This is a genomic window from Acidocella sp. (assembly GCF_050253495.1).
Taxonomy (GTDB): domain Bacteria; phylum Pseudomonadota; class Alphaproteobacteria; order Acetobacterales; family Acetobacteraceae; genus Acidocella.
Genome location: NZ_JBFWIX010000012.1, coordinates 24,123 through 46,572 on the forward strand (window position 1 = coordinate 24,123; position 22,450 = coordinate 46,572).

Sequence of the window (22,450 nt, forward strand, 5' to 3'; positions counted from 1 at the left end):
GCGATGCTCCAGACGCTGCGGCGGGCGCTGCAATGGGCCAGCGCCGGTGAGGCGGTGGCTCTGGCGACGGTCCTGCGCAGTTGGGGCAGCGCGCCCTGCCCGGCGGGTAGTGTCATGGCCATCAGTGCCTCCGGCGCCATTGCGGGGGCGGTGAGCGGCGGCTGTGTGGAAGGGGCGGTTTGCGAAGCCGCCGAGGGGGTTTTGAAAACCGGCAGGCCGGCCCGGCTCGATTTCGGGGTGGCGGATGAGTTGGCCTGGTCCGTGGGGCTGGCCTGCGGCGGGCGGATTGAGATCCATGTCGGGCGGTTCGAAGCGGGGATATTCGCCGCGCTGCTGGAGGCGGCCGATGCAAGCCGGCCTGTCGTGCTGGCCCGGCGGTTGGATGAAGACGAAGCCTGGCTGCTGCCCTCGCCGGAAGCCCCCGCCGGATTGACCGAGGCGGCCGCCCATTTGCTGGGGCAGGACAAGCCGGATTTGGTCGTGCGCGATGAAGGGGAATATTTTCTCCAACCCGTTACCCCGCCGCCCCGGCTCATCATTGTCGGCGCGGTGCAGATTGCTCAGACCCTGGTGTCCATGGCGCGGCTGGCAGGGTATGGTTGCGTGGTGGTGGACCCGCGCGCGGCCTTTTGCACGGCTGAGCGTTTTCCTGGCACGCGCCTGCTGCGCGAATGGCCGCGGATGGCCTTTACCCTGTTGAGGTTGGATGCCCGCAGCGCGGTGGTCACCCTCACGCATGATCCGAAATTCGACGATCCCGCTTTGCGCGAGGCGGTCATGTCTCCGGCCTTTTATGTCGGCGCGCTGGGGTCTCGGCGCACCCATGCGGCGCGGCTTGCCCGGCTGCGTGACAGCGGCGTGGAGGAGGCGGCCTTGGCGCGTATCCAGGCGCCGGTGGGGATGAATATCGGCGCCGTCGGCGGTGGGGAAATCGCCGTTTCCATCCTCGCGGCGGTTATCGCGGCAAGGCGGCGGGTGTGAGCGCGGGGCACCGGATCGCCATTCTGGTGCTGGCGGCGGGACAGTCGCGCCGCATGGGCGCGCGGAACAAGCTGCTGCTGCGCTTGCCGTCCGGCAAGACCATTCTGCGCGCTGTTCTGGAACAGGCCGTGGAGGCGGATGCGGGGCCGGTGGTCATGGTCACCGGCCATGAGCGGGAGCTTGTGGCGCGTGAGGCGGCGGGACTTCCGGTGAGGGGCGCTGACGCGCCGGATTACCGGGAGGGACTAGCCGCCAGCCTGCGTGCCGGTCTGGCGGCTGTGCCGGAAGCTTGCGCGGGCGCGTTGATCTGCCTGGGGGACATGCCTTTTGTGACCGCCGCCACGCTGCGCGCCTTGTGCGCGGCGTTTGCGCCGGAAGCGGGAAGGGACATTGTGCAGCCGGTATTCGAGGGACGGCCTGGCAACCCCGTGTTGTGGGGGCGGCGCCATTTCGCCGTCATGTCTTGTTTGCGCGGGGATGAAGGTGCCCGGTCCTTGCTGGAGGACAGGATGGCGACCTTGTGCAGGCTGGAGGTGGCCAGCACCTGCGTGCTGGAGGATATAGATACGCCGGAACAGTTCCAGTCATGCCTCCAGCGCCTGGGGTGAGGGGCTGAAACGGCCTGATGGCCGGACCGGTTGAATGTTGTCGCCCGGCCATGAAGGGCAGGTGCCCTGACGTTCTTGCGTTTATCCAGAATATGCCTGATTCTCCATATGGGATGGATGCCCTCACGGGCGATTTCAGTGAGGATGGACAAATTCTGACACAAGACACTTCTGTTTCAGGTGGCGGGGCCAAGCTCACCGCCGTTGCGTTGCTGGTCGCGGGCACGTTTTTCATGGAGAATTTGGACGCAACCGTAATCACGCCGGCCGTGCCGCAAATGGCGGGCAGCTTTTCCGTCAGCCCCGTGGCGTTGAATAGCGGCGTGAGCGCTTACATGCTGGCGGTGGGAATTTTTATTCCCGCGAGCGGCTGGATGGCGGACAGGTTTGGCGCCAGGCGGGTTTTTGGCTTGGCGATCCTGCTGTTCACCATTGCGTCCTTATTGTGCGGCTTGGCGCGGACACTGCCTGAATTCGTGATTTTGCGCATCCTGCAAGGGCTGGGCGGCGCGATGATGGTGCCGGTGGGACGGCTGGTGGTGCTGCGCGTGACGCCGAAGGATAAATTGATCGACGCGATCGCCATGCTGACCTGGCCAGCCCTGGTGGCGCCGGTTCTGGGGCCGCCCTTGGGGGGCTGGATCGTGGAATATGCCAATTGGCGGTGGATTTTTTATCTCAACTTGCCGCTTGGCGTGGTGGCTTGCGGTCTGGCTTGGTTGATCGTGCCGGATACACGGCATGAGCGCGGTGTGGGGTTCGATTGGCCGGGATTTGCGTTTTCGGGCACGGCCTTGTTCTGCTTGCTGTATATGGCGGAACTGTTCGGCGACCCCGAAATAGCTTGGCACACCGTCCTGGGGCTGGCTGGATTGGGGGGTGTCTTGTTGGTTCTGGCGGTTCGGCATCTGCGTCGCGTTCCTCATCCGATGCTCGATCTCTCGCCGCTTGGGCTCAGGAGTTTCTCAGTGACCATTCTGGGTGGGTCGCTCTTTCGCATGGGGGTGAGCGCGGTGCCGTTCCTGCTGCCCGTGATGTTCCAGATTGGGTTTGGTTACAGCGCCTTTGCCGCGGGTGCGATGCTGATGGCGGTGTTTGCCGGCAATCTGACGATGAAGATGGCGACCACCCAGGTTCTGCGTCGTTTCGGGTTCCGCCCGGTTCTGATCGTGAATGGGGTGTTCAATGCCCTGGCGATCGCGGCTTGCGCGGCGATTGGCCCGCTGCTGCCTGTGCCGGTGATCTGTGCCATTTTGTTCATTGGCGGTGCCACGAGATCCATGCAGTTCACCGCGTTCAACACCATCGCATTCGCGGATGTGCCCCAGCCTGCGATGTCCGCGGCAAATACCTTGTTTTCCACCTTGTTTCAGCTCGCCATGGGGCTGGGCGTGGCGCTGGGGGCCATTGCCTGGCGGGCGGGAGAGGCGATGGCGCCGCTGGGCGCGGCTCCGGCCTGGCCTTTCCGCATCGCTTTTTTGTTGGTGGCGGCTGTGTCCCTGATTGGGGTTGCCGACTCCCTCGCCTTGCCGCGCGGAGCGGGAGCCAATGTATCCCAGGGCAAGGTCAAGGAGGCGAAGAAACCATAAAAGAGGTGTGCCGCGTTTGCCTGGAGCGTAAAATTCCTTATAATGAAACTAAATTCTATATTTGAATTAAAGTCAAAAAAGAGGGAAGCATGTCCAGTTTATCCATTGCGGTGTGCGGGGCCGGTGTTATCGGTCAGGCGCATATTAGGTTGATTCAGGCGATTCCAGCAGAGGCGGCGCTCAAGGGGATCATCGACCCCGCCCCCCAGGCCAAGGCCCAGGCCGAGGCGCTGGGGGTCGCGCATGAAGCGGATCTTGAGCGGGCGCTGGATGAATGGCGGCCGGATGCGGTGATCATCGCCTCGCCGAATGCGCTGCATGTGGATATGGCCAAGGCCTGCATCGCCAGAAACATCGCCGTGCTGGTGGAAAAGCCGCTGGCGGATGACGTGGGGGAGGCTTTTGCCCTGGCCAGGCTGGCGCGCGAGAAGGATGTGCCGTTGCTGGTCGGGCATTTTCGCCGGCATAACCCGGTGCTGCGCGCGGCGAAGGAGGTGCTGGCGCGCGGCGGGCTGGGGCGGTTGGTCTCGGTGAACGCGGATGTGACCGTCTGCAAGCCCGAACCTTATTTCAATGTCGAATGGCGCACGAGGCCGGGGGGCGGGCCGGTCCTGATCAATCTGGTGCATGACATCGACGCGCTGCGTTATCTTTGCGGTGAGATCGAGAGCGTGCAGGCCATTGCCAGCCATGCGGCGCGGGGATACGCGGTGGAGGATAGCGCCGTGGTGCTGCTGCGGTTCGTTTCCGGCGCTCTGGCGGCGTTGACGCTCTCCGATGCCACGCCCTCTCCCTGGTGCTGGGACCAGCTTTCCGGTGAAAATGAGGATTTCGCGCGCCATCGGGGCCAATGCTACCGTCTGTGCGGCACCGAGGCGGCGCTGGAACTGCCAGGGCTGATCCGCTGGCATTATGCGGGCGAGCGGGGATGGACGCATCCATTGACCGCCGAGGCGCTGGCTTATGAGCCGGGGGATCCGCTGGCATTGCAATTGGCTCATTTTATCCGGGTGGCGCGGCGGGAGGCGCTCCCCTTGGTTTCCGGCGAGGATGGCGCGGCGACCTTGGCCGCCACCCTGGCCGTGCTGGAAGCGGCGCGGACCGGCCGGGCCATAACGCCGGCGCGCGATTGCCAGCCCGCCTGAAATTTGGAAAGGAACAGGGTATGTCTTCCATACTCGACCGTGCCCTGAACATTCTGGAATGTCTGGCCCACAGCCCGGGCGGCCTGCAGCTTTATGTGATCGCCGAAAGGCTGGATATACCGCGTAGTGCCGCGCACCGGCTGCTGGCCGAACTTAACCGCCTGGGCTATGTGGAGCAGGATCCGGTTTCCGAAATTTATCGGTTGACCCTGAAGATCTCCGCGCTGGGGCAGATTTTTCTCTCGCTCAATGGCATTCTGGACATCGCTCAGCCGGTTCTGGTCAATCTCGCGGACAAGGCGGGGGAGCTGGTGCGGCTTTCCATCGTCAGCGATCAGCGCCTGACCTGGGTGGCCAAGGCGCAAGGGGCGCGGACCGGATTCCGGTACGATCCCGATGCGGGGGCGGAGGCGCATCTGGCTTCCACCTCCTCGGGCCATGCATGGCTTTCCACCATGTCGGATGAGGAGGCGGTGCGCTTGGTCAGCCGGCAAGGGTTTGGCGATCCGCGTCAATTGGGCCCCAATGCGGTGACGACGGTGCAGGCCTTGCTGAAGCAGATCGAAATCGCGCGGCGCGACGGGTATGCGCTGGTGAATGAAAGCTCCGCGCCGGGGTTGTCCGCCATCTCCGCTCCGATCCGCACGAGGGATGGGGCGCGGACGATCGGGATGCTGAGCATCGCGGGGCCGTCAATGCGTCTGCCGGAGGTCAGGTTGCGGACATTGGCGCCGGATTTGCTTGCGGCGGCCGCGGAGCTGTCCGCCGCAAGCCTGGGGTCGGCCTATTTCGGTGGGACGTGGAGGCTGGGGCAGCAAGGAGAGGGTGCCGCCCCGTAACCCCGGATATGTATGTGTAACCCCTGGCGCGCGTTATGCCCGCCCGGCGGTCAGATGCGCGGCGGCGGCATAAGCGAAGGCGAGGGCGGGGCCGATGGTGATGCCCGGCGCCGGGTAGACGCCACCCATGACGGATTGCATGTCGTTCCCCACCGCGTAGAGGCCGGGGATGGGGGTGCCGTCTTGCTTCATCACCTGGGCGCTGGTGTTGGCGACCATGCCGGTGGCGGCTCCGATATCGCCCGGCAGCAGCCGCACCGCGTAGAAGGGCGCGGTGGCGATGGGGCCGATATTCGGGTTGGGGCCATGCGTGGCATCGCCGTTTACACGGTGATAGGCCGTGGTGCCGCGCCCGAATTCGGTATCCACCCCGGTGCGGGCGAATTCGTTCATGCGTTTCACGCTCTCCTCCAACCCGGCGGCATCGATGCCGAGTTTGCCCGCCAGCGCGGCGAGGCTGGGGGCTTCCACCAGATAGCCGTCTTCCAGGAAGGGTTTCAGCCCGCGCCCGCCTGGGCGGACCATGCCGAGCCCGTATTTACGTAGTGCCTCGGCATCAGCGATCAGGAAGGTGGGGATGGTGGGGACACTCTTGTGGGACTCATACATGGCGCGGACAAAAAGATGGTAGGAGGTGGACTCATTCACGAAGCGCCGCCCCGCCGCATTCACCGAGATGGTGCCAGGCTTGCCGCGGTCCAGCACGAAGTGCGGGAACACGGCGGTGGTGCCGTCCGCGCGGCGGCGGATGGAGACAGGCGCCCAAAAGGCATTGTCCATGCCGCCCTCACCGTAATGGGCGCCGAGCGCCAGGGCGAGATCGTGGATCTTGCCGGTATGGCCCGGCGCGCCGGGGGAATGGGCGGCGGTGGGTTGGTGCAGCATTTCGGCGCGGCGGGTGGGGTGGCGATTAAACCCCCCCGTGGCCATCACCACGCCCCGCTTGGCCGTGATGTCGTGGGAGCGGCCCTCAAGGCGCAGGCGGATACCGATGACACAGCCCCCCTCCGTCAGCAGCTCCTCTGTCTCGGCTTGGGTGACGATGTCCGCTCCGGTTGCGTCCAATGAGGCGAGCAAGCGGCCAATCATGGCATTGCCCATCACCAGGCGGGTGCCGCGCCTGTGGGTGAGGCGATCGATCCCGTAACGGGCGATCAGCTTCGCGGCATACAGGAAGCTCTCGCGATTTTGTTTCATCTTCAGAAGATGGGCGATGTCGTCCCGGTCGATCATCAGCCCGCCGAGAATGGTGAATTCAGGGATGGGCGGGCGAATGAGGGTAAGCCGCGATCCCAGCTTGCGGCCATCGAAGGGCAAAGGTTCCAGGGCACGGCCGCACAAGGTGGCGCCCTGGGCTTCCTGGATATAATCCGGATGCGAGGGGCGGGCGCGGAATTGCAGTTGGGTTTCGTTTTGCAACCGGGCGATGGCCTGTGGACCCCAATGCAGGAAGGCATCGCGCATGGCGGCGCTGGAGTGATTGCCGACCGTCTCGTTCAGGAAGGTCCGGGCGTGTTCGATATCGTCCGCCGGGGCGCCGACGCTGGCGGCCAGCAGTGAGCCCGGCACCCAGGTGGTGGCGGCGGAAAAGGCGCTGGTGCCGCCGAGATGGTCCGTGCGTTCCACCAGCAGGGCGGAGAGGCCGTTGAGCCGGGCGAAGAGGCAGGCGGCCATGCCCGCGGCGCCGGAGCCGAGCACGATGACATCGTAGGCGGGTTTCATGCGCGGGCCTCCTCGGCGAATTTCTTCGAGGCTGCCAGGCAGTCCTTCGCCCAGTTCAGCGGGCCGCGCGCGGGAGCGAGCTTGGCGTTGGGCAGTTCGACGCTGAGCGGCAGATCCGGCGGCAAGGCGCGGAGCATGTCGGTAATGTCGATGCCGCCCGTGCCGGGAAGCAGGCGTTCCTGCCGGGCGGTGTGGATGAGACCCTCGACGGTGGTGGGAATTTCCGCCGGGGCGTCGCAGATCTGACCGTAATGCAGCAAATGGCGCGGGATGGCGGCGACGGCGCTGGGACCACCCTGGCTGCGGCCATAATGCAGGGCATCCACCAGAATACCGGCATTGGCGGGGTTGCCCGAGGCTTCCACCAGGCGGCGGGCGGCGGCGATGTCCGGCACTTCGGTCCAGGGCATGAACTCGATATCTCCGGTGAGGTTGCGCGGAGCGGCGGCCTCGCAGAAGGCGGCGTAGCTGGCGGCGAGGCGGGCGGGGTCTGGGTCGTCCCCCGCCACCAGCACGGCGCGCGCGCCCAGGGTGGCGGCGGTGTCCAGGAAGGGGAGGGTGGTTTCCACCCGGAAATCCGGGCCGAGGCGGATGATTTCGACATCGAAGATCTCGATGCCGGTATCTTTCAGCCGGGCGAGGGTTTCGCGCAGCAGCGCGGCGTCGTTGGCGAGGTCGTAGAACACGCCGCCGGGGGCGGCGGGCAGCAGGCGTAGCCCGGCATGGGTGTAGCCGGCGGCGCGGGCGGTTTCGACCATTGCGGGAGGCGGTAGGTCGAGCACCGTGAGATGGGCGAGGGAGTATTTGCGCATATCAGGCGGCCTGGGTGTCGCGGGCGGCCGGGCTGTAGAAATCCAGCATCAGTTCGCAGACGCCGTTGAACATGTCCACGCCCGTGCGGGTGCCGCAGCCCAGCGTCTTGGCGGCTTGCAGGAAAGGGGTTTCCAGCGGGGCGGTGATTACATCCGCCGCGAAGGCGGTGGGGGACAGGCGGGAGACGTCGACGGGCAGAGGATCGCCCGCGCGCATGCCGGACGGGGTGGCGTTGACCACGATGTCGAACCCTGACGGGTCGGCGCTGCCGGGAACAAGACGGCCGCCGGCGACAGGGCCAAGCTGGGTGAGAAGGGTGTCGCGGCGCTCGGCGTTGCCGTCATGCACCGCCAGTTCGGCGACGCCGGCATCCAGCAGCGCCAGGGCGATGGCGCTGCCCGCCCCGCCAGCACCCACCAGCAGCACGCGCTTGCCCTGGGGCGCGCCACCGCCACGGATGAGGGAGGCAACGAAGCCCTCGCCGTCGAAAATATCGCCGTGCCAGCCGCCATCCTCGTTCCGGCGCAGTACGTTGACGGTGCGCATGAGCCTGGAGCGGGTGGAGCTGGTGGTGCAAAGTTCATAGAAGGCGAATTTATGCGGCACGGTGACGATGAGGCCGGTGACGTTTTTGGCCAGCGAGATGCCGGTGACAAAATTCGTCAGATCGCCTGGAGTGACGTGGAAGGGCACGACGATGGAATTCAACCCGCGGGCCGTGAGGCCCGCGGTCATGCCCGCGGGGGATTTCACCTGGGCGATGGGATCGCCGACAATGCCGATGACAGAGGTGGCGCCGTTGAGGGAGGCGGTCGGGTTCATTGGGACGTTTCCTTTGTTTCTTGAATTTTAACGCAGCGGGGAGATGGCGGTGGGCACGTAGAGGCCGGAGCTCATCTCAGGCGTGAGCCACACCGCGCTGCGTGGCGGCCAGGCGCCGGCGGCCACGGATTCGGCGCGTTTGTCGAAGCGGGCATTGGCATCCGCGTAGGGCCAGATATGAGTGATGCGGGGCGTGCCATCGAGCGCGTAGAGCGCGATGGTGAGCGGGGAGACGGCCGTGCGCTCGGGCAGTTTCTCGCCCCAACCTTCGAAGGTGGGCAGCAGGCCGCCGGTTTTCAGCACATAGCTGCGGATTTCGTAAATGGCGCCGAAAGTGCCCGGCTCCACGGGAGGCATGTTGGGGAAGGGGGCGTAGCTTTCCATCTCCAGCCGGGTGAGGAATTCCGCCGCGCCGAACGGGTTGGCGGCGGTGAGGCCGCGCTGGCGTTCACGCAGCAATTCAGCGTCGTCTTCGAATTCACGCAGGATGGCAAGCTTGTTGAGGCTGCCGACATCGCAGACCCAGGCGCCGAGCAGACGGCCCTTGCCGTCTTTCATATAAGCCTCGGCACCTTGGATGAATTTTGGCGCGCTGCCCATCTGGATGGAGAGGGTGGCAAGTTCGTAGCGTTTGGTCATATTCTAACTTTCCTGATGATCGGCGATGAAATTGGCGGCGATCCAGCCAAAGGTCATGGCTGGGCCGAGGGTGATGCCGCCGCTGGGGTAATGACCACCCATGATGCTCGACATGTCGTTGCCGACGGCGAAGAGACCGGGGATGGGCTGGTTGTTTTCGTCCAGCACGCGGGCGTGTTCGTCCGTGTCCAGCCCGGCGAAGGTGCCGAGGCTGCCCGGGACGATGCGCACGGCATAAAAAGGTGCCTTGGCGATGGGGGCGAGGCAGGGATTTGGCCCGATATCCGGGTCGCCGCTGACACGCTGAAAGAGCGTGGAGCCACGGCCGAATGCGCTGTCCTCGCCGCGTGCCAGGTCCGCATTATGGGTGGCGATGGTTTGGGCAAGCGTGGGGGCGTTGATGCCGCAGGCAAGGGCGAGGTCCGCAATGGTCTTGCCACGCTTCAAATAGCCGTTGTTCAGATAAAAAGCTTTGGGAACGGGGAAGGGCTTGGCCGCCCCCAGCCCATAGCGGTGGAGAAAGACGCTGTCGCAGATCAGCCAGGCCTGCACGGGTTCGCCCGGCGGGATGACGGTGAAAAGGCCGCGCATGAAATCGTGATACGGGCCGGATTCGTTCACGAAGCGCTTGCCGGTGGCGGTGACGGCGATGAGGCCGGGCTTGGCGCGGTCGACGAGATGCGGGAAGCGTCCGATTGTGCCGTTACGGCGCGGGGGCAGGGAGACGGGAGCCCAGGCCCCGGAATCAACCAAATCCTCTCGCACATGACCGCCGGCTTGTTCGCCTAAGCGCATGCCGGCGCCATTATTTTCCAGAGGCGCGGCGGAGGCGTGGGGCATGCCGGTCCGCGTATGGGGAAAATGTGCCTGCTGGCGCAGCGTGTCGTGCGGGAAACCGCCGGTGGCGAGAATCACGGCACGGCGCGCGGTAACGCGCAGCGCGCCTTGCGGGCTTTGCAGAACGGCGCCGGTGACGCGGTTGTTTTCATGAGTCAGGCTTGTGGCCTCAAGATTTTCACGCAGGATGACGCCCTTGTCGGCCGCGGAGCGCAGCAGCCGGGCAGTGAGCGCGTTGCCGTTGACGAGTTGCATGGCGCGGCCATGCAGGGCCAGGTCTTTCAGGTGCTCGCCGACGCGTTTTGAAACATGCAGCAGGGAGCTTGGCTTTCGTGTCGCGTGCAGAAAATGGTAGAGGTCGGCCCCGGATGCGATCCCCATGCCCAGGAAGGTCGTTTCCGGAATTGGCTGGCGCATTCTGGACAGAAGAGGCCCGAGGGCCTTACCGTCATAAGGGGCGGCGACCATGGAGCGCCCGCCTTTGACCGCGCTGGGATGGTTGCCGTGGAAATCCGGCGCGGCGGTGCCTGGCAGAAATTTCACCTCGGTGTTCTGGGTGAAAAAGGCGGCCATTCGCGGCCCGGCTTTCAGGTAAGTGTCGATCTTGCGGTCGTCATATTGGTTGCCGAGGATGGCGCGCAGATAGAGGCGGGGGGCTTCTTCCGGCTCCTCGATACCTGCGGCGCGGACGGCCGGATTATGCGGTATCCAGAGCCAGCCGCCGGACAACGCGGTGGTGCCGCCAAACAGCGGCGCTTTTTCCGCCACCAGCACGGAAAGCCCGCGCGTGGCGGCGGTGACGGCGGCGGCGAGCCCCGCCGCGCCCGAACCGATGACGAGCACATCTGTCCATTCATGCTGGCCGGTTGATGTCCAGGCGGGCGCTGCTGTGGTGGCGTTGTGGTCCATTTCCCCTCTTTTGGCTGGCGAACGGGGCCGCCATGTCCATTTATCCGAGCATATAAGTATCAAGTTATATATTGGAATTCAATTCCAATTCATATTTTAGTTGTAAATCGTAACTGGAATCAAATTCTATATTGTATTCTTATTCATATCTATGCTAGCGAACAAGACAGAATAAATGACAAGAGCGGATGGGGGAGGCTTGCCAAAGCTAACTAAATAGATGTTTCATAACTGAACGGGCGTCCCAAGCCAAGGGGAGCTGAAGGCCGCTTCGGCACAAGCAAAATAAAAGATCAAAGTGAGGAAATCATGGAAAAACCTAAAACCCATCCGTCCTTTGCGGTTGGCCGCAGGCGGTTGCTGGGAACCGCCGCCGGTACAGCCGCCATGTCCACTCTGGCGATGCCGCATGTCGCGCGCGCCGCGCAGCCAATTCGTGTTGGGTTGTTGCAGGCGAAGGAAGGCTCCATCGCCGTACAGGCGCAATATCTGCAACAGGGCACCTTCATGGCGCTTGAGCAGTTGAACAACCAATTGCTGGGGCAGCCGGCGGAGTTGGTCTGGGTCGATGAACCTTCCGCCCAAGGCGCTGCGCAGAACGCGCTGCAACTGATCCAGCAGAATAATGTGGTGGCGCTGCTGGGCGGGTCACTGAGTTCCAGCGCGCTGGCCGAGGAAGCTGTGGCCGGGCAGCATAAAATTCCGTTCTTGATCAATAACGCCGCGGCGCAGGAGATCACCGGGGTGAAATGCAACCCCTACACCTTCCGGCTGCAACCGCCGGTGCCAGTGCAAGCCTCGGCGATGTTGCCTTACCTGCAAAGTATCGGCAAGCGCTGGTACTTCCTGACTTCGGCCTATGCGTTTGGTCAGGATATTGCCTCATCTTTCAAGAGTTTGCTGAATGGAATCGGCGGAACCGTCGCGGGCGATGATTCCGTGCCGCTCGGCAGCAGCGATTTCAGCTCTTATATTCTCAAGATCCGCGCCGCCAAACCGGATCTAATCATTGGCGGGCTGACCTCGGCGGATTTGTCGAACTTCCTCAAGCAATGGAAGCAGTTCGGCATGAGCGACAAAATTCCCTTCACCGAGATCGCGGTGGGCGATACGGATTTGTGGGCCGTGGGCAAGGAGAATGTGGCGGGGACTTATACCACCTTGTGGTACTATAAGGATCCAAACAATTCGCCGGCGGACAAGGCTTTTGCCGACGCCTATCAGGCCAAATACAACAAGCCCGCCGCGGATAAGGCTTGGATGGGTTGGTATGCCGCGAAGATCATGTTCGAGGCGATCAACAAGGCGGGTTCCACGGATCCGGACGCCATCGTTCATGCCTTGCAGAATTGGCATGAGGAAGATGGCGGCATCACCGTGCATTTCGACAAATGGAACAACCAGCTTGTGCATCGTTTTCTGGTCGTGGGGGTGAAGAAGGATATTCCTGATCGGTGGGATTATTTCAATGTCCTGCGATCAATTCCCGAAAATAACGCGGCGGCGGCGAAAGCTTTTGGCACGGCGGCGGATAGTGCCTGCCATATGACCCCGCTTTAACGGAGAAAGAGGGAGTATCTCCGTCATGCTCGATATGATGATCATGCAGGCTGGCAACGGCCTTGCACTGGGGTTTCTGTACGTTCTCATAGCCCTTGGGCTCTCGATTATTTTTGGATTGCTCGGAATCGTCAATTTCGCGCATGGCGTTTTTTTTGCGCTTGGCGCGTATTTTTCACTGACCTTGTTCAATCTGATGGGCTGGTGGGGGGTACCGCTGGCGCTGGCTATTGTGTGTGTGATCGGCATGATCACGGAGGTTTTGCTCATCAGGCGGCTTTACGACAAGGAGCCGCTCGTAAGCTTGATCGTGACCTTCGCGCTGGCGCTGCTGGCGCAGGCGATCATTCGTGCATGCTGGGGCGCACAGGGGCAGCCTTTCAATGCGCCAGGCTGGCTGAATGGTGTGATCATTGCCGGCCCCTTCATTATCGCGAGTTACCGCATCGCCATCATGGTGTGCGCGGTGGCAATTCTCGTGGGGTTCTGGCTGTTCATGAGTTTCACGCCGTTTGGGCGGGTGCTGCGCGCGGGCTCGCGCGATCCGCAAATGGTGCAGTTGCTGGGCATCAATCTGCCGCATGTGCTCACGGGCACGTTCGGGCTGGGGTGTTTGCTGGCGGCCATTGCCGGATTGTTGGCCGCGCCTATTTGGACCGTGGCGCCGACCATGGGCACGGATGCGATCATGCCGGCCTTCGTGGTGGTGACGATCGGGGGGTTGGGGTCCTATGCCGGAGCCATCGTAGCCGGACTGGCGGTGGGATTGGTGCAGGCCTTAACCATTCAATTCCTGCCGGAAGCCTCTACCGCGGCGATGTATATATTGATGGCGGTTGTGCTGTTGCTGCGTCCGCGCGGCTTGTTCGGTGAGCAATGGGAGCGTTTCGAATGAGCGCGGCAATGAAAAACCCTGTCTTGATCATGACCGCCGTGCTGGTGGTGTTGGGTATCTTCGCGCCCAGCCTGGGGATGCCGGTGAGCAAACTCACCGAGATCGTGATCTATGTGTTGTATGGTTTCGGTGTGAATATGCTGGTGGGCTATACAGGTTTGGTGCCGTTCGGTGCCTCGGTGTTTTTTGGTTGCGCCACCTATTTCACGGCCGTGTTCATGCTGAATACCGGCGATAATGAGTTTCTAGGGCTGGGTTTTGCCTTGGTCGCCTCGCTGTTGCTGGCTTTTCTGCTGGGGCTGCTGATCCTGCGCCGCCGGGGGTTGTATTTTTCGCTGCTGACACTCGCGGCATCGCAGATCGCCTTTGAAATCGCGTTCAAATGGACGGGGCTGACCGGGGGTGAAAACGGGCTGCAGAACGTGCATCTGAGTGTCCTCAACACGCCTGTGCGGCTTTATATATTTACATTATGCGTGGCGGTGGCCGTGGTTGGGCTGCTTTGGCGGTTGGCGCATGCGCCGTTCGGGCGGGCCTTGCAGGCCTTGAGAGACAATGAGCAGCGCATGTCCTGCCTAGGCTACAATACCGCGCATCTCAAGCTGGCGGCCTTCTGCCTGTGCGGTGTGGTGGTGGGCTTGGCGGGCGGCTTGCTGGCGCTGCTGCTGCAAGGTGCTTATGCCGACAATCTTGGCTGGGAACATGCGGGCGATGCCCTGCTGATGACGGTGCTGGGCGGCGTGCATCAATTTCTGGGGCCGCTCTGGGGCGCCATCGCCTTCGTTACGTTACAGGACAGGTTGTCCCTTGTCACCGCCAATTGGTGGTTGATCTTCGCGCCGATCATCATGGGCTTTGCCCTGGCGTCGCCCGAAGGCATTCAGGGACTGGCGCAGCGTTTGTTCGGCACGCCACGCTGGACGCTGACGCGCAATGAAATTCCCGCCAGGCCGGACGTGATCGCGCCTTATCAGCCGAGCGCCAAGGGCATGGATCTGTCCCAGCCGGTTTTAACCGTGCGCAATCTCACCAACAGATTCGGCTCGCTTTATACGGCGCGCAATATCGATCTGGATGTGATGCCTTGCCAGTTGCATAGCTTCATCGGCCCGAACGGCGCGGGCAAGACAACTTTTTTCAATCTGCTTACCGGGCTGTTGCGTCCGACGGAAGGCAAGATCAGTTTCGCCGGCCGGGAGATCACGTCGCTGAAACCGTATCAGCGCGTGCGGTTGGGGTTAAGCCGTTCTTTCCAGATTGTCAGCGTATTCAAGAATCTCACCGCTTTTGAGAATGTCCGCATTGCCGTGCAGCGGCGTCAGAAGTTGAGCCTGCTCCAACGTCTGACGGATGCTTACCGGATCGATCATGTCAATGCGCGGACCTGGACATTGCTGGCCGCCGTGGGGCTGGATCAACGCGCTTCTGAAATCTGCGCCAATCTTTCACATGGTGAGCAGCGTTTGCTGGAGATTGCGATCTCCCTGGCCACGGATACGCAATTATTGTTGCTGGATGAACCGTTGGCCGGTCTGGCCCAGGCGGACAGGCAGGTGGTGGGCGCGTTGATCCGCCGCTTGGCGGAGGCGCATGCCGTGCTGTTGATTGAGCATGACATGGACCGTGTGCTCACATTGTCTGACCGCATCACCGTGCTGCATCAAGGGGCGTTGATCGCCGATGGCAAGCCCGCTGATGTGGCGGCGAATCCAGCCGTGATCAACGCCTATCTCGGCGCGGAGAAGGAAGCCGCCCATGAGATACATGTGGATACGCACGGCGCGCCCGGCAAGCCGGTGCTGGAGGTGAAGAATCTCACCGCCGGTTATGCGGGTAGCGTGATCATCGATGGCGTCAGCTTCACGGTGCGCGAGGGTGAGGCGTTGGCCATTCTGGGGCGCAACGGCGTCGGTAAGACCACGACCTTGAAGAGCCTGATGGGGGCTGTCGAGATTAGCGGTGGAGAGGTGATCCTGGACGGAAAAAACATCGCCGGCAGGAAATCCTTCGAGATCAATCGCCGTGGCCTGTCCCTGGTGCCGGAAGGCCGGAGATTGTTCCCCAACCTTACGGTGCTGGAGAATCTGCGTCTGGCCATGCGTCCTGGCGGCGCCACGCTGGATGAGGTTTATGAGCTGTTTCCAAAGTTGAAGATCCTGGCAAAGTCCCGTGCTTCGGCGCTGTCCGGCGGGGAGCGGCAGATGGTCGCGGTGGCCAGGGCGCTGATGGTGCCAAGCCGTGTCATTCTGCTTGATGAACCGTTCGAAGGTTTGGCGCCAGCGGTGGTCAAGGAGGTGATGGAGGCGGTGGTGAAGCTGCGCAGCAAGGCCAGTTTGATCATTGTCGAACATCATGCGGAATCGGTTCTGTCCATCGTGGATCGCGCCGTGGTGCTGGTCAATGGCGAGGTGGCCTATGAAGGCACGGCCGAGGCGTTGGCGGCTGATGAGGCGCTGCAAGCGAAGTTGCTGGGCGTTGTACAAGCCGATGCGGCCTAGCTAAGCGGCATTGCGCCAATAAGCAAAAAAACGGACCGGGGCCATGCGTGGCACCCGGACGGGTCAAGTGTGTTCTGAAAACCAAATAATGGGAGGGTCGTTTATGAAAAACAGACTATTGCGGACATTGTTTTTGGGCAGTGCCGCGCTGCTGTCCGTGGTGCCGGCCGCGTATGCGCAGAGCAATTCTTTTCTCAACAGTTTTCTGACGCGTCCGACAATGACGGGAGATTGGAATGGCGGCCGGACACGGCTTAAGGATGCGGGACTAACCTTCAAGGGGTTCTATGTCGGTGAATTCGCGGATGCGTTTTCCGGGGGCAACCGCACAGGCAATGGTTATGCGCAGCAATTGGGTTTCGGTGTGGCGGCCGATCTTGGCAAGTTGTTCGGGTTGCAAGGCGGAACCTTGAATATTGGCTTCAACCAGCGGGAAGGACGCTCGGTTTCCTCCGATTTCGTCGGCAACAGGTTAGCCGTGCAGGAAGTCTACGGTGCGGGTGAGACGCTGCGCTTCACGGAGCTCTCCTATGAGCAGAAATTCGCGCAGGGTATTGTCGATACCAAGATCGGTTTCTACCCGATGGGCAATGATTTTGGCGGTATTACAGATGGTTGCGACTTCCAGAACGTCGGCTTCTGCGCGCATGCGCAAAATTTGCCGGCTTCCTCTGGCTGGTCGGATTATCCCACGGCTAAGTGGGGTGGGCGAATCAAGATTTCACCGACACCGTCTTTTTATATTCAGACTGGCGCCTACGATGTGAATCCTGGTTATTACGAGAAGGATAACGGCTTGAAGATTAGCATGTCCGGTTCCACCGGCGCGCTGATTCCCATCGAAGCGGGTTATAAGGCGGATATCTCCGGTTTGCCTGGCGAGTACAAGCTTGGTGCCTATTACGATACCAGTGACGCCGCATCCGTGACCAATAGCGATGAAGTTCACAGTGGCCGTTATGGTTTCTATGCCATCGGCAATCAGATGCTGATGAGTTTCGGTGGACCCAAGCGGGGGCTGATCGCCATTGCCATGGTTTCCTACTCAGATCCCACGACCGCCTTGTTCCAGGGGTCCGTTCTGGGCGGGCTCATCGCGCAGGGGCCTTTTGAATCCAGGCCACATGATTTTCTCGACATCGGCTATGTCCGCGCTATCCTCAACAAGCGCGCGGTGAATGCGAAGGAGGCCGCTAACAGCACCCTCACGGATTTGTCTACCGGTGAAGGCGTGCTGGAGTTTGGTTATGGCGTCCAGGCGACACCCTGGCTGCTTATCCATCCCAACATGCAATATGTCATGGATCCCGGCACATTTTCCTACAAGCATATTCCCAATGCCTGGGTCTTTGGCTTGCAGTTGAAAGCGACGTTGTAATCCCTGGTGTGGCCGCTCCTTGCCAAGGGGTGGCCACGCTCTGGCGGAAGTGAGGCCCCATGCGACCAGCGATCGATTTTTATTGCTATCACCGTTATTTTGGAGAAATTTATCCAAGGATTGAAAGAGACCCAGGCACCAGAATGACACTGGAGGATGCCTTGGAGCGGGCCAAGGCGCTGGGGGTTGCTGGTGTTTCCCTGGAATCTTGCTTCTTGCCCGGTATGTCTCTGGCTGCGGCGGTGGACTTGCGTGAAACGCTGGACAGGTTCGGGTTCGAGCGGATCTGGGCCTGGGGGCACCCTTCAGGGCTTTGTTCCGGCGCGGCGCCGGAGCGGTTGCACGACTTGAAGGATCATGTGGAGATCGCGGCAAGGCTCGGCGCGAAGGTGATGCGCATATGCTGTGGCAGCCGTCATACGAGGCCGCCGGAATGGCCAAGCCATAAGGCGGCTTTGCTGCCTTTGTTGCGCGATGCCGCGGCGCATGCCCAAAGGTTTGGCGTGGTGCTGGCGATCGAGAATCATATCGACCTTCTGGCGGACGAGTTGGTGGAGTTGATCGAGGAGATCAACTCGCCTTGGCTGGGTGTGTGTCTGGATACAGCGAATAATTTGCGCCTGCTGGAGGACCCGCTGCAGGCGGCGTTGAAGCTTGCCCCTTACGCGCGCGCGACGCATGTGAAGGATGTTCGCGCGCGCGCGGGCAATCCTCATGATTTTTCGTTCTGGCCGAGTGTACCGCTTGGCCAGGGGGTGATCGATTTGCCAGCGATCTTCGCGGCGTTGCGTGGCCATGGTTATGACGGGTTGCTGGCGCTGGAAATCGATTATCTTGATCCGGCCCATGAGAATGACGAGCAGGCTATCATCGAAAGTCTCGATTATATGCGTGGCTTGCTTCAATAGCCCGGCCGCGGCGCAAAGCCCATCAAGGCTTGGCTGAAACCGCCATCGACCACGATTTCCTGCCCGGTAATGTAGGCCGCGCGCGGGCTGGCCAGAAACAGCACCGCCTCGGCAATGTCCTGAGGCATGCCCACGCGCCGCGCTGGCACGATGGAGGCGCGCTTTTCCAGGATGCCTGGGGCTTGATAGAAGGCTTCACTTAAGGGGGTGCGGATCATGCCGGGGCTGACGCAGTTGCTGCGCACGCCCTTCGGACCCCATTCAAAGGCAAGCTGACGAGAGAGCATCGCCACGGCCGCCTTACCTGCGCTATAGGCGCCACTGAAGGCCTGCGGTTGCGACGCGGCGATGGAGGCGACATGCACGAGCGCCCCCTGGCCACGCGCCAGCATGGCGCGGCCAAACTGCTGGGCGCAGAGCATATAGCCGGTGACATTCACGCGCATCATCATTTCCCAATCTTCCAGCGCGACATGCGCGAGGTCGCCTGGCCGCAGGATGCCGGCATTGTTCACCAATATATCCACCGGGCCCAGTTGTGTTTGGATGGCGCCAGCGGCAGCTTCGATGCTTTCCGGGCGGCCAGCATCGAAGCCCAGCCCGATGGTTTGGCCATCTTCCTTGGCCAAGGCGGCGGCATTCTTCATCGCAGCCTTGGCGTTGAGGTCGAGATAGGCAACCCTGGCGCCAGCGCGCGCGAACATATCCGCTGTTTCCCGGCCGATGCCGCTTGCGGCTCCGGTGACCACACAAACGCACCCGGTCAGGCCCAGCCAGTCCATATTGCTTGTTTCTTGCATGTTGTCACTCTTCCTTATTCACCGGGGGTCGCGGCCAGATGCCGGCCGGTGATGTAACCAAAAGTCATGATGGGGCCTAGCGTAATACCTGCCCCTGGGTAATTGCCGCCCATCATGCTGGCCTGATCGTTCCCCGCCGCATAAAGGCCGGGAATGGGAATGCCATCTTTGTTCATCACTTGCCCTTCGACAGTGGTTTTCAACCCGTCGAACGTGCCAAGATCGCCCATGACCAGCTTCAAGGCATAAAAGGGGCCATGCCGCAGTGGGGCGATGTTGGGATTGGGACGATGCTCCGGGTCGCCTAGATAACGGTTGAATGCCGTGCCGCCACGTTTGAACTCGGGATCCTGCCCATTGCGGGCTCCTTCGTTATAACGAGCGATAGTTTGTTCGAGTGTTTGAGCATCGACGCCGATGGCTTCGGCGATCTCATGCAATGTTGCGCCGCGCTTGAGGTAGCCATTGCGCAAATATTTGCCCAGCGGCAGGGGGGCTGGCTTGACGAAGCCGAGCCCATATTTTCGGATCGCGCGATGGTCGCAGATCAAAAAAAACTCGTTTTTTGAAAGCGTGTTTCCGGCGGCGATCATCGCCTCGCCGACATCGTGATAGGAGTTGGATTCATTGGTGAAGCGCTGGCCTTGCCCGTCGATGGCGATAATGCCCGGCTTGTAGCGATCCAGAAGATGCGGAAAGACGCTGATCTGGCCATGGTTGGTGGGTACGGCGGAAACAGGCATCCAGGCGGCGGCATTGGGGTAGGCGATGGTAAACTGTCCACCGATATTTTCCGCCAGCGCGATGCCATCGCCAGTATTTTCCGCCGGCACCGGAGAAAGATGGGCAGCACCTCGCCGGACATGCGGGTAAGCTTGTGAGATGCGCGCTTTATCATGGGGAAATCCCCCGGCGGCGAGAACAACGGCACGCCTGGCCTTGAGGCTGACAAGACCCGCCGGTGTTTCGATCTGTGCGCCGGTGACACGCCCGCCTTCCCAGAGCAAGGTGCTGGCGGGGGTGCTGGTATGGATGGGAATGCCAAGCTCGAATGCTGTCTTGGCCAGGCGCGCGGCCAAGGCGTTGCCGCTGGTGACCTGTACGCCGCGCCCATGGCGCAGCACTTCCTTCATGTGAGCCGCGAGGCGCCGTGTGACATAAAAAAACGAGGTGGCGGATTTGGTGACGTTGAAGAAATGCTTGATGTCCGCGTTGGAGGAATTGAACATCATGCCCATGAAGGTGATGCTGCGCAAAGGTGGCCGTAACCTGTGCAGCTCCTTGCCCAAGGTTGAAGCATCGTAAGGCGCGGCGAGAACGGAGCGCCCGACATCCACGCCGCCTGGCGCATCCGGATGGTAATCCGGATAGAGCGTGGGGATGAATTTCACTTCTGTCTCGCGCTGAAAAAAATCCAGCATTTCCGGCCCATGATCGAGAAAGGCATCGATGACGTTTGCATCAAAATGATTGCCAGTCTCATGCTTGAGATACTCACGGGCCCTGGCGCGGGTGTCGCGCGGTTGGCCGGGTGGGCAGATGTGATTTCCGGGAATCCAGAGTACCCCTCCTGAAAATGCCATGGTGCCGCCAAAGAACGGCGCTTTCTCGATCACGATGACATTGAGGCCATGTTTGCGTGCGGTGATGGCGGTGGTCAGCCCGCCAGCCCCCGCGCCGATGACAAGCACGTCGCATGAGGTGTCGGCTGATAATGGTTCAGTCATGAATGTTTCCCCTCTTGTGTGTTTTGTGCGGTTCTTTGGTCTCTGCGAGCATACGGATTTTCAATGTCCCCGGCGTTTCTCGATATTTCAGTGCACTCTAGGGAGCCATGCATCAGGCGGGAATGGACGCAAGCCCGGTTTTATTGCACGAATCAACGGTGCCGCGATGTTGGCGCGGGGAGATGAAACGCATGAACGTGACCGGAAATATCGTCATTCCTCATTTCTATCTCTACGGAGATCCGCATTCCGACGTGGATATGGACTTCCTGCATGCGGAACCAATTCGTGAGCGCAGCGTGGCGCATGACTGGACAATTCGTACACATGTCCACCCCGACCATGCGCAAATGTTGTTGGTGACCGAGGGGGGCGGATGGATCAGGATGGAAGAGGAGCGTCATGACGTGGCGGCACCTGCCCTGGTTGTGATTCCTCGGGCCAGTGTCCACGATATGGAGTTCGCCGCCGGTACCGACGGAGAGGTGATAACGGTATCGACAGATTACCTCTCTGAACCGGTTTTTGTTCTGCCGGAATTGTTGGCGACACTTGGCTGCCCGGCGGTGCGGGCGTTGAGAGATGTGGCGCAGCTAGCGTTTCTGTGCGGGGCGTTCGAAAATTTGCGGCGGGAGTTTGTCTGGCGCGCGCCGTTGAGACGGCAGGCGATTACGTCCTGGTTCCTGCAAATATTGGTTCATGCCGCTAGGTTGGAGCAGGCTCCCCTGGACGTGGAGGTGGGGATGGATCGCAATTATCGCCTGTTGACCCGTTATCGTGCCATGTTGGAGCAGGATTTTCGGGCGCAGAAACGACTGGATCATTATGCGGATGCATTGGGGGTAACGGTTGCGCGCCTCAACTTGGCCTGCAAGGCGCGCGCGGGCAAGGCGGCTTCCCGGTTGCTGCATGAGCGCATCATCGTCGAGGCCAAGCGTTGTCTGCTCTATTCCGGCCTCAGCGTGGCAGAGGTGGCGTATCAGTTGGGTTTTGAGGATCCGGCTTATTTCAATAGATTTTTCTCGCAACGTGTTGGTAGCCCTCCTGCGGCCTATCGTGGGAGGGCGATAGGATAACGCTTCGCGCGGGGCCGGCGCTATTGCAATGGTGAGAGGGATAGTGGGCGGATCAGCTCATGCCCCAGCAGATGAATGCCGACGGGCACGGGGGGCAGTTCTTGCGTGGCCTTGGCGAGCGTGACAAACTTGCCTGCCCCCAGGCCGTTGGCAATTTGCCATTGGCCTAGCAGCCCGTCCACTTGAAACGGTGCGGTGCTGTGCGTGAGGGTAAGCAAATGCTGGGCGAAAAGCATTGTGCCGGGCGATTGTGCCCGGTGCGGTCGCCGTCGCGACGCGCAAACTTCTTCCAGGCTTGGTGAGCCTTGATGCAGCCGCATGAAGGCATTGGCCTGCTGTTCGATCAAGGGAAAGGCGGCGGGGATAAACTCCTGGTTCCATCCGGAATCGCTGGCGAGGTTCTGGCGGGCTGCATCGCGTTCGGCTAGGTTTTTATAGATCCAGAGATGATGGATTTGGTTCAGCATGCCTGCTTCTGTCAGAAAATAACCGCCCAGAGGCAGGTGGGCGGTTACTTGTTCCACGCCCATGCTTTGGAAGAGGCGTAGATATTCCAGCGCTTTGGCGGTTTTTAGTCTGTAGCTGCGCAGTTCGAAGATCATGGCGTGCTCCCCCAGTTATCTGTGTGTCGATAACCGGAATGGCCGCTAACGCAATGGAGAAAGGCGGTAAAGAGTTGGAGAGATCGTGGAGCACGGGCAAAG

Annotated in this window: 19 protein-coding genes; 11 read left to right on the top strand and 8 right to left on the bottom strand. The window is 61.5% G+C overall.

Translation table 11 applies throughout. The features are described from left to right. Positions 1–3 precede the first annotated feature (3 nt). The 5 genes from AB7D48_RS10665 (at position 4) to AB7D48_RS10685 (ending at position 5,162) form a co-directional block, all read left to right on the top strand. Positions 4–981, top strand: a complete 978-nt coding sequence (locus AB7D48_RS10665) for an XdhC family protein (protein WP_427978708.1) — start codon at positions 4–6, stop codon at positions 979–981. Further along, entirely contained in the window at positions 978–1,589 is a 612-nt protein-coding gene (locus AB7D48_RS10670; protein WP_427978710.1) for a nucleotidyltransferase family protein, read from the top strand. The genes AB7D48_RS10665 and AB7D48_RS10670 overlap by 4 nt, the downstream gene beginning before the upstream one ends. Before the next feature lie 92 nt (positions 1,590–1,681). Next, the gene (locus AB7D48_RS10675) at positions 1,682–3,178 is read left to right on the top strand and encodes an MFS transporter (RefSeq protein ID WP_427978713.1); all 1,497 of its coding nucleotides are present in this window, start codon (positions 1,682–1,684) and stop codon (positions 3,176–3,178) included. Between the two features lie 89 nt (positions 3,179–3,267). After that, on the top strand, positions 3,268–4,323 hold the full coding sequence (locus AB7D48_RS10680) for a Gfo/Idh/MocA family protein (protein ID WP_427978716.1): 1,056 nt from the start codon (positions 3,268–3,270) through the stop codon (positions 4,321–4,323). Between the two features lie 20 nt (positions 4,324–4,343). Then, positions 4,344–5,162 (top strand): IclR family transcriptional regulator, encoded by an 819-nt coding sequence (locus tag AB7D48_RS10685; RefSeq protein WP_427978719.1) that lies wholly within the window; start codon positions 4,344–4,346, stop codon positions 5,160–5,162. Between the two features lie 33 nt (positions 5,163–5,195). Here the strand turns inward: AB7D48_RS10685 and AB7D48_RS10690 are convergent, their stop codons facing one another. From AB7D48_RS10690 to AB7D48_RS10710, 5 genes are read right to left on the bottom strand one after another with little or no spacing between them, the layout of a single operon-like run. Beyond that, complete coding sequence (locus AB7D48_RS10690; protein WP_427978722.1) at positions 5,196–6,884, bottom strand: FAD-dependent oxidoreductase; 1,689 nt, start codon at positions 6,882–6,884, stop codon at positions 5,196–5,198. Beyond that, on the bottom strand, positions 6,881–7,696 hold the full coding sequence (locus AB7D48_RS10695) for a sugar phosphate isomerase/epimerase family protein (RefSeq protein ID WP_427978724.1): 816 nt from the start codon (positions 7,694–7,696) through the stop codon (positions 6,881–6,883). The genes AB7D48_RS10690 and AB7D48_RS10695 overlap by 4 nt, the downstream gene beginning before the upstream one ends. A gap of 1 nt (position 7,697) precedes the next feature. After that, the gene (locus AB7D48_RS10700; RefSeq protein WP_427978727.1) at positions 7,698–8,519 is read right to left on the bottom strand and encodes a shikimate dehydrogenase family protein; all 822 of its coding nucleotides are present in this window, start codon (positions 8,517–8,519) and stop codon (positions 7,698–7,700) included. Between the two features lie 27 nt (positions 8,520–8,546). Then, positions 8,547–9,158: an NIPSNAP family protein gene (locus AB7D48_RS10705; RefSeq protein WP_427978729.1), complete on the bottom strand. Its 612-nt coding sequence runs from the start codon at positions 9,156–9,158 to the stop codon at positions 8,547–8,549. Positions 9,159–9,161: 3 nt separating this feature from the next. Continuing rightward, a complete protein-coding gene (locus AB7D48_RS10710) occupies positions 9,162–10,904 on the bottom strand; it encodes an FAD-dependent oxidoreductase (protein ID WP_427978731.1) in 1,743 nt (580 codons plus the stop codon). Positions 10,905–11,213: 309 nt separating this feature from the next. Between AB7D48_RS10710 and AB7D48_RS10715 the strand changes: the two genes are divergently transcribed. The 5 genes from AB7D48_RS10715 to AB7D48_RS10735 all read left to right on the top strand — a co-directional run bounded on the left by AB7D48_RS10715 (position 11,214) and on the right by AB7D48_RS10735 (position 18,143). Beyond that, complete coding sequence (locus tag AB7D48_RS10715) at positions 11,214–12,464, top strand: ABC transporter substrate-binding protein (protein ID WP_427978733.1); 1,251 nt, start codon at positions 11,214–11,216, stop codon at positions 12,462–12,464. Between the two features lie 25 nt (positions 12,465–12,489). Beyond that, the gene (locus AB7D48_RS10720; protein ID WP_427978735.1) at positions 12,490–13,359 is read left to right on the top strand and encodes a branched-chain amino acid ABC transporter permease; all 870 of its coding nucleotides are present in this window, start codon (positions 12,490–12,492) and stop codon (positions 13,357–13,359) included. An 8-nt stretch (positions 13,360–13,367) separates the two neighbouring features. Then, complete coding sequence (locus AB7D48_RS10725; RefSeq protein WP_427978738.1) at positions 13,368–15,857, top strand: ATP-binding cassette domain-containing protein; 2,490 nt, start codon at positions 13,368–13,370, stop codon at positions 15,855–15,857. A 103-nt stretch (positions 15,858–15,960) separates the two neighbouring features. Beyond that, positions 15,961–17,235: a carbohydrate porin gene (locus AB7D48_RS10730; protein ID WP_427978741.1), complete on the top strand. Its 1,275-nt coding sequence runs from the start codon at positions 15,961–15,963 to the stop codon at positions 17,233–17,235. Positions 17,236–17,378: 143 nt separating this feature from the next. Next, positions 17,379–18,143, top strand: a complete 765-nt coding sequence (locus AB7D48_RS10735) for a sugar phosphate isomerase/epimerase family protein (protein ID WP_427978743.1) — start codon at positions 17,379–17,381, stop codon at positions 18,141–18,143. Here the strand turns inward: AB7D48_RS10735 and AB7D48_RS10740 are convergent. Both AB7D48_RS10740 and AB7D48_RS10745 read right to left on the bottom strand, forming a co-directional pair. Further along, positions 18,137–18,943: an SDR family NAD(P)-dependent oxidoreductase gene (locus AB7D48_RS10740; protein ID WP_427978746.1), complete on the bottom strand. Its 807-nt coding sequence runs from the start codon at positions 18,941–18,943 to the stop codon at positions 18,137–18,139. The two genes, AB7D48_RS10735 and AB7D48_RS10740, sit on opposite strands and share 7 nt — an antisense overlap. 14 nt (positions 18,944–18,957) lie before the next feature. Further along, positions 18,958–20,670, bottom strand: a complete 1,713-nt coding sequence (locus AB7D48_RS10745; protein ID WP_427978749.1) for an FAD-dependent oxidoreductase — start codon at positions 20,668–20,670, stop codon at positions 18,958–18,960. A 191-nt stretch (positions 20,671–20,861) separates the two neighbouring features. Here AB7D48_RS10745 and AB7D48_RS10750 point away from each other — a divergent pair, with 191 nt between their 5' ends. Next, positions 20,862–21,746 carry a helix-turn-helix domain-containing protein gene (locus AB7D48_RS10750; RefSeq protein ID WP_427978752.1) on the top strand — a complete coding sequence of 295 codons (885 nt, stop codon included), beginning with the start codon at positions 20,862–20,864 and terminating at the stop codon, positions 21,744–21,746. A gap of 20 nt (positions 21,747–21,766) precedes the next feature. Here AB7D48_RS10750 and AB7D48_RS10755 read toward each other — a convergent pair whose 3' ends face one another. Then, a complete protein-coding gene (locus tag AB7D48_RS10755; RefSeq protein ID WP_427978755.1) occupies positions 21,767–22,348 on the bottom strand; it encodes an NIPSNAP family protein in 582 nt (193 codons plus the stop codon). Between the last annotated feature and the right edge of the window lie 102 nt (positions 22,349–22,450).